General features: G+C 59.8%; 18 protein-coding genes. 13 read left to right on the top strand and 5 right to left on the bottom strand.

Annotation, left to right across the window (positions count from 1 at the left end):
* The first annotated feature begins 176 nt into the window (after window positions 1-176).
* Window positions 177-1,409, top strand: a complete 1,233-nt coding sequence (locus SMD27_RS00970) for a polyhydroxyalkanoate depolymerase (protein WP_320506468.1) — start codon at window positions 177-179, stop codon at window positions 1,407-1,409.
* A 78-nt stretch (window positions 1,410-1,487) separates the two neighbouring features.
* Window positions 1,488-1,925, top strand: a complete 438-nt coding sequence (locus SMD27_RS00965; RefSeq protein WP_320506467.1) for a YcgN family cysteine cluster protein — start codon at window positions 1,488-1,490, stop codon at window positions 1,923-1,925.
* A gap of 11 nt (window positions 1,926-1,936) precedes the next feature.
* Here the strand turns inward: SMD27_RS00965 and SMD27_RS00960 are convergent, their stop codons facing one another.
* A complete protein-coding gene (locus SMD27_RS00960) occupies window positions 1,937-2,371 on the bottom strand; it encodes a VOC family protein (protein WP_320506466.1) in 435 nt (144 codons plus the stop codon).
* 142 nt (window positions 2,372-2,513) lie between these two features.
* Between SMD27_RS00960 and SMD27_RS00955 the strand changes: the two genes are divergently transcribed.
* The 4 genes from SMD27_RS00955 (at window position 2,514) to SMD27_RS00940 (ending at window position 7,004) form a co-directional block, all read left to right on the top strand.
* On the top strand, window positions 2,514-3,464 hold the full coding sequence (locus SMD27_RS00955; protein ID WP_320506465.1) for a bifunctional transcriptional activator/DNA repair enzyme AdaA: 951 nt from the start codon (window positions 2,514-2,516) through the stop codon (window positions 3,462-3,464).
* 148 nt (window positions 3,465-3,612) lie between these two features.
* Window positions 3,613-4,320 carry a M48 family metallopeptidase gene (locus SMD27_RS00950; protein WP_320506464.1) on the top strand — a complete coding sequence of 236 codons (708 nt, stop codon included), beginning with the start codon at window positions 3,613-3,615 and terminating at the stop codon, window positions 4,318-4,320.
* A gap of 520 nt (window positions 4,321-4,840) precedes the next feature.
* The gene (locus SMD27_RS00945; protein ID WP_320506463.1) at window positions 4,841-6,085 is read left to right on the top strand and encodes an ATP-binding protein; all 1,245 of its coding nucleotides are present in this window, start codon (window positions 4,841-4,843) and stop codon (window positions 6,083-6,085) included.
* Between the two features lie 181 nt (window positions 6,086-6,266).
* Window positions 6,267-7,004 carry a type 1 glutamine amidotransferase gene (locus SMD27_RS00940; protein WP_320507526.1) on the top strand — a complete coding sequence of 246 codons (738 nt, stop codon included), beginning with the start codon at window positions 6,267-6,269 and terminating at the stop codon, window positions 7,002-7,004.
* Between the two features lie 26 nt (window positions 7,005-7,030).
* Here SMD27_RS00940 and SMD27_RS00935 read toward each other — a convergent pair whose 3' ends face one another.
* The gene (locus SMD27_RS00935; protein ID WP_320506462.1) at window positions 7,031-7,933 is read right to left on the bottom strand and encodes an HpcH/HpaI aldolase/citrate lyase family protein; all 903 of its coding nucleotides are present in this window, start codon (window positions 7,931-7,933) and stop codon (window positions 7,031-7,033) included.
* Window positions 7,934-8,170: 237 nt separating this feature from the next.
* Between SMD27_RS00935 and SMD27_RS00930 the strand changes: the two genes are divergently transcribed.
* The 4 genes from SMD27_RS00930 to SMD27_RS00915 all read left to right on the top strand — a co-directional run bounded on the left by SMD27_RS00930 (window position 8,171) and on the right by SMD27_RS00915 (window position 10,942).
* The gene (locus SMD27_RS00930; protein ID WP_320506461.1) at window positions 8,171-8,392 is read left to right on the top strand and encodes a hypothetical protein; all 222 of its coding nucleotides are present in this window, start codon (window positions 8,171-8,173) and stop codon (window positions 8,390-8,392) included.
* Between the two features lie 30 nt (window positions 8,393-8,422).
* On the top strand, window positions 8,423-8,707 hold the full coding sequence (locus SMD27_RS00925; RefSeq protein ID WP_320506460.1) for a hypothetical protein: 285 nt from the start codon (window positions 8,423-8,425) through the stop codon (window positions 8,705-8,707).
* Window positions 8,708-8,853: 146 nt separating this feature from the next.
* Entirely contained in the window at window positions 8,854-10,491 is a 1,638-nt protein-coding gene (locus SMD27_RS00920; protein ID WP_320506459.1) for a tetratricopeptide repeat protein, read from the top strand.
* A gap of 31 nt (window positions 10,492-10,522) precedes the next feature.
* Window positions 10,523-10,942: an OsmC family protein gene (locus tag SMD27_RS00915; protein WP_320506458.1), complete on the top strand. Its 420-nt coding sequence runs from the start codon at window positions 10,523-10,525 to the stop codon at window positions 10,940-10,942.
* A gap of 62 nt (window positions 10,943-11,004) precedes the next feature.
* On the opposite strand, the gene SMD27_RS00910 is transcribed toward SMD27_RS00915, so the two are convergent.
* Window positions 11,005-12,105 (bottom strand): polyamine ABC transporter substrate-binding protein, encoded by a 1,101-nt coding sequence (locus SMD27_RS00910; protein WP_320506457.1) that lies wholly within the window; start codon window positions 12,103-12,105, stop codon window positions 11,005-11,007.
* Between the two features lie 234 nt (window positions 12,106-12,339).
* On the opposite strand from SMD27_RS00910, the gene betI reads away from it, so the two are divergent.
* Complete coding sequence (gene betI, locus SMD27_RS00905) at window positions 12,340-13,071, top strand: transcriptional regulator BetI (protein WP_320506456.1); 732 nt, start codon at window positions 12,340-12,342, stop codon at window positions 13,069-13,071.
* Between the two features lie 3 nt (window positions 13,072-13,074).
* Here betI and SMD27_RS00900 read toward each other — a convergent pair whose 3' ends face one another.
* Window positions 13,075-13,752, bottom strand: a complete 678-nt coding sequence (locus tag SMD27_RS00900; RefSeq protein WP_320506455.1) for a tetratricopeptide repeat protein — start codon at window positions 13,750-13,752, stop codon at window positions 13,075-13,077.
* A 157-nt stretch (window positions 13,753-13,909) separates the two neighbouring features.
* Between SMD27_RS00900 and SMD27_RS00895 the strand changes: the two genes are divergently transcribed.
* Both SMD27_RS00895 and SMD27_RS00890 read left to right on the top strand, forming a co-directional pair.
* Window positions 13,910-14,845 carry a BKACE family enzyme gene (locus tag SMD27_RS00895; protein ID WP_320506454.1) on the top strand — a complete coding sequence of 312 codons (936 nt, stop codon included), beginning with the start codon at window positions 13,910-13,912 and terminating at the stop codon, window positions 14,843-14,845.
* A gap of 97 nt (window positions 14,846-14,942) precedes the next feature.
* Complete coding sequence (locus SMD27_RS00890) at window positions 14,943-15,317, top strand: YkvA family protein (protein ID WP_320506453.1); 375 nt, start codon at window positions 14,943-14,945, stop codon at window positions 15,315-15,317.
* 9 nt (window positions 15,318-15,326) lie between these two features.
* On the opposite strand, the gene SMD27_RS00885 is transcribed toward SMD27_RS00890, so the two are convergent.
* Complete coding sequence (locus SMD27_RS00885) at window positions 15,327-15,785, bottom strand: methyl-accepting chemotaxis protein (protein ID WP_320507525.1); 459 nt, start codon at window positions 15,783-15,785, stop codon at window positions 15,327-15,329.
* Between the last annotated feature and the right edge of the window lie 21 nt (window positions 15,786-15,806).

The following is a 15,806-nucleotide window of genomic DNA, read 5'->3' as shown; positions in this document are numbered from 1 at the left end:
CACAATTCTGCACTGCAGCAAAATATTCTTGCGCACCGCGGAACCCGTACTTACCGTTTATAAAGGTCGGAGGCCGACACTTATCGTCAAGGTAGCGGCGAGAGTACCGATTTGGTTGCGCGGCCCGCATGACGGTGCCGTTAGCCGGTGAGCCTAGAACGGATCGGGATTTGAAAATGCTTTATCAGGCGATCGATGCCCAATTGCTGAGTTTGACACCGGCCCGCATGGTCGCGCGATATTGGCAGCATATGCTGACGAATCCCATGATGCCGGCTTCCTATACGGCGGCGGGGCGTGCCACGGCGGCGATGTGCGAGATCTTCGACCGCACGACGAAGCGTCACTGCAAGCCAAGGTTCGGGTTGCACCACACCTTGGTCGGCGGCCAAGAGGTCACGGTCAAGGAAACCGTGGTACTGCAGAAGCCGTTCTGCAATCTGCTGAATTTTCGCCGCGACTTGCCTGCGACGGTCGCGCAGCCGCAGCCGAAGGTTCTGGTGGTGGCGCCAATGTCCGGCCATTACGCGACCCTGCTGCGGGGAACCGTGGAAACGCTTCTGCCTGACAACGATGTCTATATCACCGACTGGGCCGACGCCCGGCTGGTGCCGTTGTCCCAGGGCGGCTTCGATCTTGCCGATTACATCGATTATATCCTCGATTTCATCCGCCATCTTGGCGCCGAAACCCATGTCATCGCCGTTTGCCAGCCATCGCCACCGGTCCTTTCCGCGGTTGCACTGATGGCCGCGGCCGGCGATCCGGCGCGGCCGCGTTCGGTAACCTTGATGGGTGGACCGATCGACACCCGCGTCAATCCCACCGAGGTCAACGAGCTATCGGCAAGCTATCCCCTCGACTGGTTCGAGCGCACCATGGTGCATGCGGTGCCGCTGTGGCATCCGGGGGCGCTGCGGCGGGTCTATCCCGGCTTCTTGCAGCTGGGCAGCTTCGTCTCGATGAATCCCGATCGCCATGTGGGATCGCATCTGGAATTCTTCCAGAACCTGGTGAAGGGCGATGGCGAAAGCGCCGATACGCATCGGCGCTTCTACGATGAATATCTCTCGGTCATGGACCTGTCGGCGGATTTCTATCTCGATACCGTGCGCCATGTGTTCCAGGAGCACAGCCTCGCCGAGGGCACGTTCCGGCATCGCGGCGTCCTGGTGGAGCCGGCGGCGATCGAACGGACCGGGCTGATGACCATTGAAGGTGAGCTGGACGATATTTCCGGTGCCGGCCAGACCAAAGTGGCGCATGATCTTTGCCGCAACCTGCCGGCGGATAAAAAAGTTCACCACCTGCAGAAAAATGTCGGCCATTACGGTATCTTCAATGGCCGCCGCTGGCGCCAGGAGATCTATCCCCGGTGGCGCCAATTCGTAATGGCCCAGGGCGGTTGATCGCAAACGCGGTAGGTCGACAGATTACGATCGAGGCCGCTCGTGGCGGCGCCTGGCCGCTATGCCGAGGATAACATCATGGCCGAGAATCTTCCCTTCTGGAAAACCACCAAGCTGGGGCAAATGTCGCGAGTGCAATGGGAAAGCCTGTGCGACGGCTGCGGGAAATGCTGCCTCAACAAGCTGATCGACGAGGATACCGAAGAACTCTTCTTCACCAATGTCGCCTGCCGGCAGCTCGACCTGCGGAATTGCCGGTGCAAGGATTACGTTCACCGGCATGAATTGGTGCCCGATTGCATCAAGCTAACGCCGCGTAATGTCGGAAAGATCGACTGGCTTCCGGAAAGCTGCGCCTATCGCCTGATCCGCGACGGCAAGGACTTGCCATGGTGGCACCCTTTGGTTTCAGGCGATCCAAAAACAGTGCATCGGGCTGGCATGTCCGTACGCGGCCGCGCCGTGACCGAAACCAAGGCTGGTCCGCTGGAAGATCACATCGTCGACTGGGCTTAACGAAAGCCGCTTCAGGTCGCGAAGATCTGGCTCATATCCTTGAAGGATTTGAATTCCAGGGCATTGCCGCTGGGATCCAGCAGAAACATTGTTGCTTGTTCGCCGACCTGCCCCTTGAAGCGGATATGCGGCTCGATGATGAATTGGGTTTCGGCCTTTTGCAGCCGATCGGCCAGATCCTGCCACTTATCCCAGTCGAGGATGGCGCCAAAGTGGCGAACCGGGACCTGATCGCCATCAACTTCATTGCGTTTGGCCAGGCCGGTTTCCTCAGGCCGCAAATGGGCGGAAATCTGATGGCCGAAGAAATCGAAATCGATCCACTTCTCCGCCTGCCGGCCGATCCGGCAACCGAGCAGATCGACATAGAAACGCTCCGTCGCGGCAAGATCGGCGACCGGGAAGGCCAGGTGGAACGGCGGCATGATGGTTGATGCTGGCGGCATGGCATGGCTCGTCAATGGTTCGCTGCGATCGCTGGAATCGTGCGCCGCGATGGCGGCAGCTTGCCGGCCAGCATACAATCGAGCCGATCCGGCGCAAGCATCGGATAGAGAAAGCGGCGAGAGCGGCCTAAATCGGTGATCCATGAGCAAAGTGAAACCCACAACACAGGATACCGACATGCTGCCCCAGCTACAGGAAGCCGGTGAGACGGGCGGTCTGGCCATGGCGCGCCGCGCGGTCGCCTATATCGAACAACGTGTTGCCAGCTTTCCGGAAGGTCCGGTGACGTTGGATGAGCTGGCTGCTCATTGCGGCCTCAGTCCATGGCATCTGCAGCGTCAGTTCAAACGGCTGACCGGCGTCACCCCCAGGCAATATGACGATGCCTTACGGCTGAAACGCTTGCAGACGGGTCTCAAGGCCGGCAATGGCGGAGTCGCGGGGGCCACCTTCGATGCAGGCTATGGCTCATCCAGCCGGGTCTATGAGCGGGCTGACGCGGCACTGGGCATGACACCAGCCAGCTACGCCAAGGGCGGCCGCGGGGCCAGCATCACCTATGGCATCGCGTCATCCGCTCTCGGCCTCATCCTGGTGGCGGCAACGGAACGCGGCTTATGCCGCGTCGAATTGGGCGATCGGGAAGCGGACCTGATCGCCAATCTCCAAGCGGAATTTCCCGCAGCGTTGGAGATCGAACGAAACGATCGGACAGTCGAAATCTACATGGCGGAATTGATGCGCCGGATGCGCGGCGATCTGCCGCATGCCGATCTGCCGCTCGATATCCAGGCCACCGCGTTTCAGCGCCGGGTCTGGGAAGAGCTGAACCGCATCCCCCGCGGCGAGACGCGCTCTTACGGCGAAATTGCTGCCGCGATCGGCCAGCCGGGCGCTGCCCGGGCTGTGGGGCAGGCCTGCGGAGCCAACCCTGTCGCGCTGGCGATCCCATGCCACCGCGCTTTGCGTAATGATGGAAATATTGGTGGCTACGCCTGGGGAATCGAGCGAAAACAGACCCTTATTTCGGCCGAAAGAGGTCAAGTTTATAGGAATAAGAGCGCGAGATTGAAAAAAGGCGTAAGTGGTTGAATCGGGGCTTCTAGGGAGCCTAGACTGCCGGCATCAGATCTCTTCAGCAATCGATGTAGGCATGCGCAAAGTCCCGAAAAATCGCGAAAAAATCGCACACAAGAAGGAGAGTGCGAAGTCCCCGAAAGGGCGTTCGCGAAACCGCCCGATGGCGGAAGCCACGGATGTGCAGATGCTCAGTTTCACGGCTCGCAGCGTTCCCCTTGTCTTTCAGCAGAACAATCGCGCGCGGCGCATCATCATGCGTCTCGATTATGGCTCTTCGCGTATCGTTGTGGTCTTGCCAAAACGCACATCGCGTGATGAGGGCAAGCGCTTCGTGCTTTCGAACAAGGAATGGATCGCAGAGCGACTGGACCAATTGCCGGAGACGGTGCCCTTTGAACATGGCGCTGTCATTCCCTTTCTCGGTGTCGATCATCGTATCCGTCATCGGCCGAATGCACGCGGAGTCGTCTGGTGCGAGGATCAGGAGATTCACGTCGCGGGGCAGGAGGCGCATCTACGCCGCCGCGTTGCCGATTGGCTTAAACTGGAGGCGCGCCGCGAGATCGAAATGCGCGCGCATGCCAAGGCGGAGCAGATCGGCCGCAAGATCAAGCGCATCACCATCCGCGATACCAAGAGCCGGTGGGGTAGCTGCACCAGCGAAGGTGAACTGTCTTTCTCCTGGCGTCTCATCCTGGCCCCCCGGCATGTCCTGGACTATGTCATCTCCCATGAGATCGCCCATCTCAAGGAGATGAATCACGGCCCGCGTTTCTGGAAGCTGTGCGGCGAATTGTGTCGGACCGTCAATGCGTCGCGCGAGTGGCTCGAAGAGAACGGGACCGAGCTCTACCGCTACGGCCGATAATCTGCTTTAGCCTCACTGCTATCGCCTGGCGCGGGCATCCATGACGTATTGCAGTATCCATAACCCCCGAGCGCAGGCTAGGGGTCAGTCGGGAATCTCCGAAAAATAGCGAACGATATACGGCGATGTGTGGGCTTCATGCATCCGTCATTAATCTGTCGCTGAACACAGGTACGGTCGGCGCGCTGACGATTGATTGGGGCTCCGCACCATGCATTGAGACGATCGGTCGTAGCCGATGGAGCAACCCATGACTGCAAGTCCGCGGCCCGACTGGCAAATGAGGCGCGCTGTAGATACGGAGCGGCCGTCTGCCCGCTGGCAAACTGCTGTTGAGAGCGCAAGCAACGCTCGGCAACATGCCGGCGCAGCGATCGGCAACCGGCTCGGCGCCAACGACTGTGAAGTCCAGGCTAACGATTTAGCAACTCCTTCGGGCGCAGATATTGCAGCGCCCGGTAACGCCCCGGTTCCCCCCAGCTTTCCCCAGATCCATCGTGGTATGCGCGGATTTGACCAGATGCCTGAATTAGCCACGGCAAACCAGCACCGGTTCTCGGTCGAACCGGAAATGGATGAAATCCGGATCACGCGCTATACAGCTCGGGATGTGGCGCTGCCTGCGCCCCCGATCAGCGCTGATTTGACCGGCGGCGAGGTGTTGGATCTGTTTTCCGCCCATCCGTCGTTGCCGATCTTTGCTGTCGTGGGGCCTGATGACGAGCTGATCGGCGTGATCGAGCGAGACCGGCTGCTGTTTCAATTCTCCCAGCCGCTCTGGTACGACGTTTATAATCGCCGGCCGGTCGCACCCCTGATCAATACCCGCCCTTTGGCGGTCGATATGGCGACGACAATCGATCAGTTGAAAGCGATGATTGCGTTTGATCACCCCGAGGCCATCGGCACCGGCTTTGTCATCACCGAGAATGGCCGGTATGCGGCGATCGGCACGATGATGGTGCTGCTGGAACGGACGGTCGAACAGGCGCATCTCCATGCCGCGGAGCTGGAGACTGCGCGCCGCCATGCGGCCTCGGCCAACAAGGCGAAATCGCAGTTCCTGGCGACGATGAGTCACGAATTGCGGACTCCGCTGAACGCTATTATCGGTTTTTCCGAACTTCTGATGATCGATGCCTCGGTCGGCAAGATGCCAGACCGGCTCACCGAATATCTCGACGATATCCGCAGCAGCGGACAGCATCTGCTATCCTTGATCAACGACATCCTCGATTATTCGAAGCTGGAAGCCGACCGCATGGAGATCGTGCAGGAACAGGTCTTCCTGCCGGCGCTGATGATGGCGGCGACCCGTATCGCCTCCGGCCAAGCGACTAAGTCGGAGATCACGCTGGAACTATCGCCCTTGCCGCAGGTGATGCTGATGGGTGATGAGCGGCGTCTCCGTCAGGTTCTGATCAATCTGCTCTCCAATGCGATCAAATTCTCGCCGTTGCAAAGCAAGATCGACCTTGCCGCCGAGATCGACGGCGCCGGTCAGTTGGTCATCTCCGTGACCGACCGGGGCATCGGCATTTCGTCGGAAGATCTCAACCGCATCTTCATGCCGTTCGTGCAGGTGTCCAACACGCTCAACCGCACCACCACGGGAACCGGCCTTGGCCTTTCCTTGAGCCGTCTGCTGGTGGAACGCCATGGCGGCCGCCTGGAATTGGAAAGCGAGGTCGGAAAAGGAACACGCGCGATGATCATCCTGCCGCCGGAAAGGCTTCTGCCGGCCGGGCAATCGACAATTAACTAATTGGGAAAACCGCCTTTCGCGGGGAAACTTGGTTAAAATCGACGTCGCCGCCATTGTTTCCGAACCGTTGCATCCGAGAAAAGGCTGCGCCATGATCTGGGTTTATCGACCATGAGCGGCCGATGCCGGTGCAAACTGGCGCGGCCGTCTCTACATGCGGGGTTAGGAGGCCGTGGCCGATATGCATGTTCTCGTCATTCAAAACGATCATTCATCGCCGGTATCCCTGGTCGGTGATTATTTGATGGCGGCAGGTGCGAAGCTCAGCACCATCCTGCCGCATGACGGCGATAAGCTGCCGGCCGCACCCGGCGATTACGATGCAGCCGTCATTCTCGGCGGACCGCAACATGCCGGTGATGACAAGAACTTCCCCGCCTTCCCGCCCATGCTCGATCTCTTGCGCGCCTTTCACGAGCAAGCCAAGCCGATGCTCGGTCTATGCCTTGGCGGTCAGTTGCTGGCGCGTGCCTTCGGCGCCCAGGTTCGCCGCAATGACGAATTCGAATATGGCTATTTGCCCATCGATATCACGGCGGACGGGCAGAACGACCCGCTGCTGACCGGGCTCGCACCGCGTCAGCGGATCATGCAATGGCATGAGGATACGTTCGGGATCCCTGAGAAGGGCGTCCGCTTGATGACCGGCAGCACCTGCGAAAACCAGGCCTTCCGCTTCGGTCAGACCACTTACGGCTTCCAATGTCACTTCGAGGTCTCGGAAGACCAGGCGCGACATTGGATCGAGAGTTTCGGCCATGTCATCATGAAACGTTTCGGCGATGTCAAAGGCACCGCTGAGTTGGCGCGCGCCAGCGACGAACTCAAAAAGTATGGTCGGCGTGCGGCTGATTTCTGCCGCGTCGTGACCCAGCGCTGGACGTCGGTCATTCAGGAGCGCCGGGGCAAGGCCGCCTGAGCGAGCAGGCGGCGCAAGTCACCGCGTCACGCAGCGGCAGCCGGGCGGGTTCCTAACCGGCCGATTGCCGCATCGAGCGCCAGCAAGCGTTCGAATTCCTCGACATGCAGCTTCTCGATCAGGCGGTTGTCGACGACGCAAATGCCTTTGCCGGCGGCGCGGGCTTCCTGCCAGGCTTCCACAACCTTGCGGGCCATGGCGAGTTCCTTTTCCGAGGGGGCAAAGGCGCGGTTAGCGATATCGATCTGCTTGGGATGGATCAGCGTCTTGCCGTCAAAGCCCATATTGCGGCCCTGCTCGCAGGTGAAGGTGAAGCCTGCCTCGTCCTCAAGATCGAGATGCACGCCATCCAGCACGTCCAGGCCATGGGCGCGGGCGGCCAGCACGGTCAGCGACAAGGCGGTATAGACGCTGTCGCGGCTGGCCGTATGGCGGGCGCGCAATTCGCGGGTCAGGTCCGAGGTGCCGGCGACGATACAGGCCAGGCGATGGCTGGACGCAGCGATGGCATCGATATGCAGAATGGAGCGCGGGGTTTCCGCCATGATCCAGACCGGCAAGCTTGCCGGGGCACCGGCCCGGTCTAAGGCGGCAACGGCCATGCGGACATCCGTGGGAGATTGAATCTTGGGAAAAAGCACGGCATCGGCGCCGGATTTGGCCATGGCCAGCACATCCTCGCTGCCCCAGGGCGTGTCGAGGCCATTGACCCGGACGACGATTTCGCGATGACCGAAAGAGGCCGAGCGCACAGCCTCAACCACCATCTCGCGGGCGGTTTCCTTGGCCTCCGGCGCGACTGCATCCTCCAAATCGAGGATCAAGCCATCGGCCGGCAACGTTCGGGCTTTTTCCAGCGCCCGGGCATTGCTGCCCGGTAAATAGAGGACGGAACGGCGCGGGCGGATACGGTGCAGCGAAGGCATCATGGAAACTCTCTCCAGGCCGACTCGGCGGCTCGTTCTTTTTTGCGATTGCGATATTGCATAAGCTAAGTGCGCGGCGATGCCGCTTCTAGACAAAAAAGCACCGATTTTCGCCAATGAAGCGACTTCCTGCTGGCTGGGCCTCAATAATTTGTTAACGCGGCGTGTCTAGGGTAACGTCCTGTCATCTGGCTGGCGCCGCGCTGATGCCTGTTGCCTGTTCTTTATGGAGTTGCACAGATGGATGTCTCTTCGGTCGGCCATACCACGGCAAATGCCCTGCACGGCCTGAAAAAGGCAGAGAAGCAGTTGACCGACACGGCGCAGAACGTGGCCGCCGGCTCCCTCGATCCAAAGGATGCGGTCTCGCTGAGCGAAGCGGCGAATGCGGTCAAAGCCAATGCTGCGGTGGTGAAGACCGATGGCGAGATGACGAAATCGCTGCTCGATATCGTCAGCTGATCTTTAACCCGTAGCCGTTCGGAACGACCCATGGATATCGCCGCCGCTGGTGCCGCCGCCGTTCAGATGAGCAATGCGCAACGGGCGCAGCAAGTTTCGATCGCCAGTATGCGCCAGGCAAAGGTTCAGGGTCAGACCCTGACGAATCTGCTGGCCCAGGCAGCTGCGCTTGATCCGGCGCCGATAGTTGGTGCGGCGGCGGGTGCGGCACCCAGCTCGGGCGATGGCGCGGCATCGACGCCGCAGATTGATCTTGGCGATGCGCCGCCCAATCCCAACCTGCCGCGCGGCTCCTTGGTCAATATCCTCGTTTGATCTGCCCTCTCCTTATCGCGTATCGCTCTTTGTTGTTTCAAACGGCGATCCATGCGCCTGCCCGATTGGGGATGGCGGCCGACTCGTAACGGGTGGCAGAGTAAATACGGGCCGCTATGCCCTCCGATACCGCGATGAGGAATGAGATGACGACAGAGCCCCAATCGGCCCTGCTGGAACAGGCAATGCGTGCGATTGCACGTATCGATCTGGCAGGCGCCCGGCGGTATTGCGAGGAGGCATTGCACCAGCAACCGGGTGACGCTGCTGCCATGCATCTCATGGGCATCATGATTCACCACGAAGGCGGCAAAGCGCACGAAGCGCTCGGCTGGCTGGAGCGAGCCGCCGCCCATGATGCGACGAACAGCAAATATCAGAATAGCTGCGGGGTCCTGCTATTTGAAATGGGCCGTTTCCAGGAAGCGGCCCAGGCATTTTATCGCTCGACCAATCTCGATGGCGGAGACGGCCTGATCTGGAACAATCTCGGGAATGCGTTGCTGCGGCTGGGACAGGCCGAGGATGCCGAGCGTTGCTTTCGTCAGTCGCTGGCGGTAATGCCCGGCCTGATCAGCGCCATCAATAATCTCGGCCTTGCTTTGAAGTTCCAGGGGCAATTGGAGAAAGCCGCGATCTGCTTTCAGGAAGCGGCGTTGCATCAGCCCGGTTTTGTGGACGCCCATTTCAATCTCGGCGAGCTCGCTTATTATACTGACGACATGGAAGCAGCGACGCGCTATTTCCGGCGCGCCATTGAAATCGACCCCAATTGCCGGCCGGCTTATGCCTCGCTGGCACAGGTGCTGCACGATCAGGAGAAGCCGGCGGAAGCGCTGGCGCTGTTACAGGATGCGGTGCGGCGTTTTCCTGACGATGCGGATCTGGAATTCGCCTTGCGCCTGCAGCTCTCCAGCATGGTACCGGCCTGGCATATTCCAATGATCAACGATACCGAACGCAACAGGGCCTATGACGCGGCCTTGCGAGCGGCGGTGAGTCCGGGCGATTTGGTGCTGGAAATCGGTACGGGTTCCGGCCTGGTCTCGATGATGGCGGCACGGGCCGGCGCCGGGCAGGTCGTGACCTGCGAAGTCTTGCCGGCTTTGGCAGAGGCGGCGGTGGAAACCGTCGCCCGCAACGGCTTTAGCGACCGCATCAAGGTGATCCCCAAGAAATCCACCCAGTTGGAAGTGGGGACCGATTTGCCGGAGAAGGCGGATGTCTTCGTGTCCGAACTGGTCAATATCGGCATGTTGGCGCCCAACATGCTGCAAGTGCTGAGCCATGCGAGGCAAAAGCTGGTCAAGCCGGAAGCGAAGATCATCCCGGCGGCAGCGCGTGTCTATGGCGCCTTGCTGGAGTGTCCACATCTGGCCCGCATCAATCCGGTGCATGAGATCGAGGGATTCGATCTCAGTTATTTCGACCGTTTTCGCTCGCCCGCCTATGCGCAGATCGATCTCGCTGCCGATCCGCACCGGTTCCTGTCGGCCCCCTTTACGGCGCTGGATTTCGATTTCTGCACTGAAATGCCGATGCGGGACCAGCGGCGCCTGCTGATTTCCGTGCGGGAGACCGGCGTGGTGCATGGCATTGCCTTTTGGTTCGATCTCTTCATGGATAACACCACGACCTACCATTCCAGCAGCGTCAGCCGAACCAACCATTGGAAACAGGCCGCAGAATTTTTCCTCGCGCCGATTGCCGTCGCGCCGGGGGATGAATTGGCCGTCGAGGTCGGCTATGACAATACCCGGATCTGGTTCAAGCCGATCCGATAGTGGCGATATGGGGCATAGGAGTACCGGGACGATGAAAGGGCGGGTCAATTGGGTCGAAGGCAATACCTTCGTCGCGGAAAGCAATAGCGGCCATGCGGTGGTGATGCATGCGGCCCCGGCGCCGGACGCACCGACCATTGCACCGAGCCCGATGGAATATGTTTTGCTGGGCGCCGGCGGGTGCACGGCGTTCGATGTGGTGCACATCCTGAAACGCGGCCGGCACGACGTCCAGGGATGTGATCTGCGGTTGGAGGCGGAGCGCGCGACTGAAGACCCCAAGGTCTTCACCAAGATCCATTATCATTTCATTGTCAGCGGCCGGAATTTAAAACCTGACACGGTGGAGCGAGCGATCGCTCTGTCAGCTGAGAAGTACTGCTCGGCCTCCATCATGCTGGAAAAGACCGCGACCATTACCCATGATTTCGAAATCATCGATCTGGGATGATCAGAAAACGGTTGCCCAAATGACGGGCTCGGCATTTCCGCCGGGCCCGTCTTTCGAAGTCGTCAGTGGCCGCTCATGAAATTGGTCCAGAGGCGGGTAATCGCACGCAGGCCCTGATCGCTTTTCGCTTCCATCGGCAGCAGACGCTGTAGGATCTCATCGGTCGGATAGGTGACCGGGTCGTTGCGGATATCCGTGGCCACTAATGTGTCCGCCGCCGTATTGGCATTGGCGTAGTGAACGAAGTTGGTGATGCCGGCAATGACATCCGGCCGCATCAGGTAGTTGATGAAGAGCAGTGCATTTTCGTAATGCGGCGCATCCGACGGAATGGCGACGGCATCAAGGCCGAGGAATGAGCCTTCTTTCGGCACCATATAGGTGAGCTTGATGGGTGACTTGGCGGTGGCAATGGCATCGGTGGCTAGGCGGAAATCTCCGGACCAGATGATGGCAACACAGGCTTCGCCATTGGCGAGGTCGTTATAGATGCCGGGTCCGATCTTCTTCATATAGGGCCTGATCTTCGCCATCATTTCCTGTGCCGCTTTGAGATCGGCGGGATCGGTCGACAGTGGATTCTTGCCGAGATAGCCAAGCGCCATGCCGACGATCTCTTCGGAGGAATCCACCATTTCGATGCCGCATTGGCTGAGCTTCTCGGCATTGGCCGGATCGAAAATCAGAGCGGCGCTATCCAGCGGTGCATCCGGCAAAATCTTCTTCACCTTGTCGACATCATAGGCAATGCCGGTCGACCAGCGCATATAAGGAACCGCATGCTCGTTGCCCGGATCGTATTGGGCCAATACTTTCATGATTGTCGGGTTGAGGGTTGCCGTATTGCTGAGCTTCGATTTGTCTAGCTTGTGGAAGACACCAGCCTTGATCATCTTGCCCATGACCCAGGCCGAGGGGAAGACGACGTCGTAATCGCTGTGCCCGGCCAGCAATTTCGCATAGAGCGAGTCATAGCTCTCAAACAGGTCGTAGCGGACCTTGATGCCTGTCTCTTTCTCAAAATTGGCGATCGTATCCGGCGCGACATAATCGGACCAGTTATAGACATTCAGCACCTTGTCCTCGGCCGAGGCCACGGCGCTGAACGCCGACACCGCCAGACCTAAAGACAAGGCCGCAGAACACAAGAAACGCAACATCATCAAACTCCCCTGAATGGTATTTGTCCCTGCCGCCGTTGTTAGGGCCGCCGTCCGCCCGGACATAAAATCGTGCTCTCCCCGGATTTTTTTAACGTCGCGGCAGCATCGCATGACAAAAATCGCGAAGTCCAGTATTTTTGAATCAATGTTCAAATGGAAGTTACCCGGATATGCTTGAACCTGCGGATGGGCTGCGTTATTCAGGCTTCGCCGGGGTAAAGGAAAAGACGTTACGTGGCCAAGCAGGAAATGAACGGTCAGAAGGCCGGGGAATCGCAGCCGAAAGAGCAACAGCCGAGAAGCCAGCAGGCCAAGGGACAGCGCAAGCGGCGGCATCTGATTGAAGCGGCTATCCGGGTCGTTGGCCGGAAAGGTGTGGCGCGTGCAACCATCCAGGATGTGGCAAAGGAAAGCGGCCTTTCCGTCGGGCTGGCGAATTTCTATTTCGCCGGCAAGGAAGAATTGTTCAGTGCCGCGTTCCAGGATCTGGCGGAAGAATATGAAGCTGTCTGGCGCAAGCGCACGGACGGGCTCAGGGAGCCGCGGGAGATTCTCGATGCGATGGTCATCGCCGCTTTCGATTCGGTCGTTTTCAGTCAGCCGAAAGCGGCTGCCTGGTTTGCCTTCTGGGGTGAAGCCTGTCACGGCGATTCCAGTCTTCAGGCGATCGACCGGATCGAAAAGCGCTGCGCCGACGAAATCCTGCGCCAATGCCGGAATCTCGCGCGCCAGCATGGCCTCTCGCCGACCCAGGCCCGGCAGATCGGACTTGGGCTGGGGGCGATGATCGAGGGACTCTGGTCCGCTTCTGCCGTGCCGGGCAGTTCGATGAAGGCGAAAACCGCGATCCAGATCTGCCGCGATTACATCGCTGCATCATTTGCGAAAGCGGCTGCTAGTCGGGAAGTGGCGGGCCATATGGGACGGCAAACGGCAAAGCGCCAGCGGCTGGCCGCGCCGGACTGAGCTTTATTCGCCCAACATCTCGCGCGCTGTTTCGATATCGGGCGGGACGACTTTTTTCGGCTGGAAGAGCAGCGAGCGTTTTTGCGCCGCTTCGATCTGGGCCTGGGTCATGAGCGCGCCGACAGTATCGCGCTGCTTCATCAGGTTATAGCGCTCGACGCTGCTGGGCAGATTGGCAATGGCGATGTTGTACCACATGTAAGCCTTGCCGAGATCGAGCGGTGTTCCCTTGCCTTGTTCATAAAGCTGCGCGGTGGGCGCATAGGCCTGCATGAGGCCCTGGTTGGCCGCCTTCTCGAACCACTCCAGGGCCCGGCGATAATCCTGCGGCACGCCTTGGCCGGCGAAATAGACATTCCCCATCAGCCATTCCGCCACTGGATGGCCGAGCTTGGCGAGACGGGCGAAGACCGGCACGGCAGCTTGATAATCGCCTTTGCGATAGGCCTCCCAGGCGACATCGGCGCCCTGTTCCAAGGGGCGCCAGCTATGCCGCTCTCCATCGACGATCACGTCGAGGGAACTGGCGGCGCTGCCGGTCGGATTTGGGCTGGCCTGGGTGCTGGCCTGCGCGGTATTGGCCTGGGCCACGGCAATGCCAGGCAGCGACAGAGCGAAACTGGTGACCAGGCTGCCGAGGAAAGCGGCGATGAGAGGGCGATATCTGCGTGGCTTGGACATGATCGGTTCCAGGATGTCTCCCAGGGGTCTCTGTGGGTCTCGCTATCGGCCCGAATAGGCTTTCCTCATAACGCCGCGAGCCTGGTTAATAAATCGTTGCCAGCAGGGCTGCGGGACGGCAGCATCACAGCAAAACAACAATCCAGGGGAGTTTCTCATGGCGGCCGCCCGCAAAGTTATCATCACCTGTGCGGTGACGGGTTCTATTCATACGCCCACCATGTCGCCTTATCTGCCGTTGACCCCGGACCAGATCGCGGCCGATGCCATTGCGGCGGCCGAAGCCGGCGCCGCCATCCTGCATCTCCATGCGCGGGATCCCAAGGACGGCCGTCCGAGCCCCGATCCGGCCATCTTCATGGAGTTCTTGCCCCGCATCAAGCAATCGACCGATGCGGTCATCAATGTGACGACGGGCGGGGGAAGCAACATGACCGTCCAGGAGCGTCTGGCCGCGCCCATAGTGGCGAAGCCGGAAATGTGCTCGCTTAACATGGGATCGATGAATTTCGGGCTCTATCCGCTGCTCAACAAATATCAGGCGTTTCAGCATGACTGGGAACGCGAGCATATCGAGAGAAGCCGCGACTTCATCTTCCGCAATACTTTCGGTGACATCGAACACATCCTGCGGGAACTCGGCGAAGCGCATGGCACCAAGTTCGAGTTCGAATGCTACGATGTTGGCCATCTTTATACCTTGGCGCATTTCCTCGATCGTGGCCTGGTCAAGCCGCCGCTTTTCGTCCAGACGATCTTCGGCATTCTCGGCGGTATCGGTGCCGATCCGGAAAACCTGCTGCAGATGCGCCGCATTGCCGACAAATTGTTCGGCCAGGATTATCACTGGTCCATCCTGGCGGCGGGCCGGCACCAGATGGGTTTCGTCACCATGGGGGCGATCATGGGCGGCAATGTCCGGGTCGGTCTGGAGGATTCGCTCTATCTTGGCAAAGGCGAATTGGCGCACAGCAATGCCGATCAGGTCCGTCGTATCCGCACCATTCTGGAAAACCTGTCCCTGGATGTCGCCACACCGGCCGAAACCCGGCAATTGCTGGCGTTGAAGGGAGCCGATCTCACGGGATTCTGACCGGCTGCATCGGCTTGTAAACCCGCCCAGTCGACTTATATGCAGGACGGCAGGCGCAGAATTGCGCCGCCATGAGCGTCGCGAGGAGATTGCGTCAATGGCGGGTGAGCAAACGGGGCGGGAAGTCGTCCTCTATGATCCCGAGAAGCTGGAACGGGACCAGAAGACGGTTGAAGCCGGCTTTTGGCGGAAGGTGCGCCGTTTCGCCAGCAAGCTGCCATTCCTCGACGAAGCGGTAGCAGCCTATTACTGCGCGATTGATCCCGCGACGCCGTTGCAGGTCAAGGCCGTTCTGTTCGGCGCGCTTGCCTATTTCATCATCCCGATCGATCTCGCGCCCGATTTCCTGGCTTGGTTCGGCTTCACCGATGATGCGGCCGTTATCTATGCAGCCGTCCGCAGCGTCGCCCGGCATATCAAGCCGGAACATCAGGCGCGTGCGCGGGAAAGCCTGGAACGTCTCGCCGAATAAAGCTCTTTTTCAGGCCGCTTCGACTACTTTCAGGAAAACATCGACTTCCTGCCGCAAATGCCGGCCAAGCTCGCTTAGCGCATCGGCCGCGTTGAAGACCTGATGTGCGCCCGATCCCGTTGTTCCGGCGGCGCGCGAGAGATCCTGAATGGTGCTGGAAACCGTCGCGGTGCGGGCAGCGGCCGCCTGCATATTGGCGGCGATGCCCTTGGTCGCCCCGTTCTGGTTTTCCACCGCATCGGCGATGGCGCTGGACAGGCCGGTCATCTGTTGAATGATCGATAGGACATCACCAGTGGAATTGGCGACACTGCTGCAGGCACTGCGGATTTCGCTGATACGCTCGCCGATTTCCGCGACGGCGCGGCCTGTTTGATCCGCCAGGCTGCGGACCTCGCCGGCGACGACCGCAAAGCCGCTGCCGGCTTCGCCGGCCCGGGCCGCTTCAATCGTGGCGTTGAGCGCCAGGAGATTGGTTTGGCGGGCGAT

This window comes from Dongia soli (assembly GCF_034044715.1).
GTDB lineage: Bacteria > Pseudomonadota > Alphaproteobacteria > Dongiales > Dongiaceae > Dongia_B > Dongia_B soli.
The sequence above is the reverse complement of the archived record's forward strand: the minus strand, read 5'-3'. Positions and strand labels throughout refer to the sequence as shown.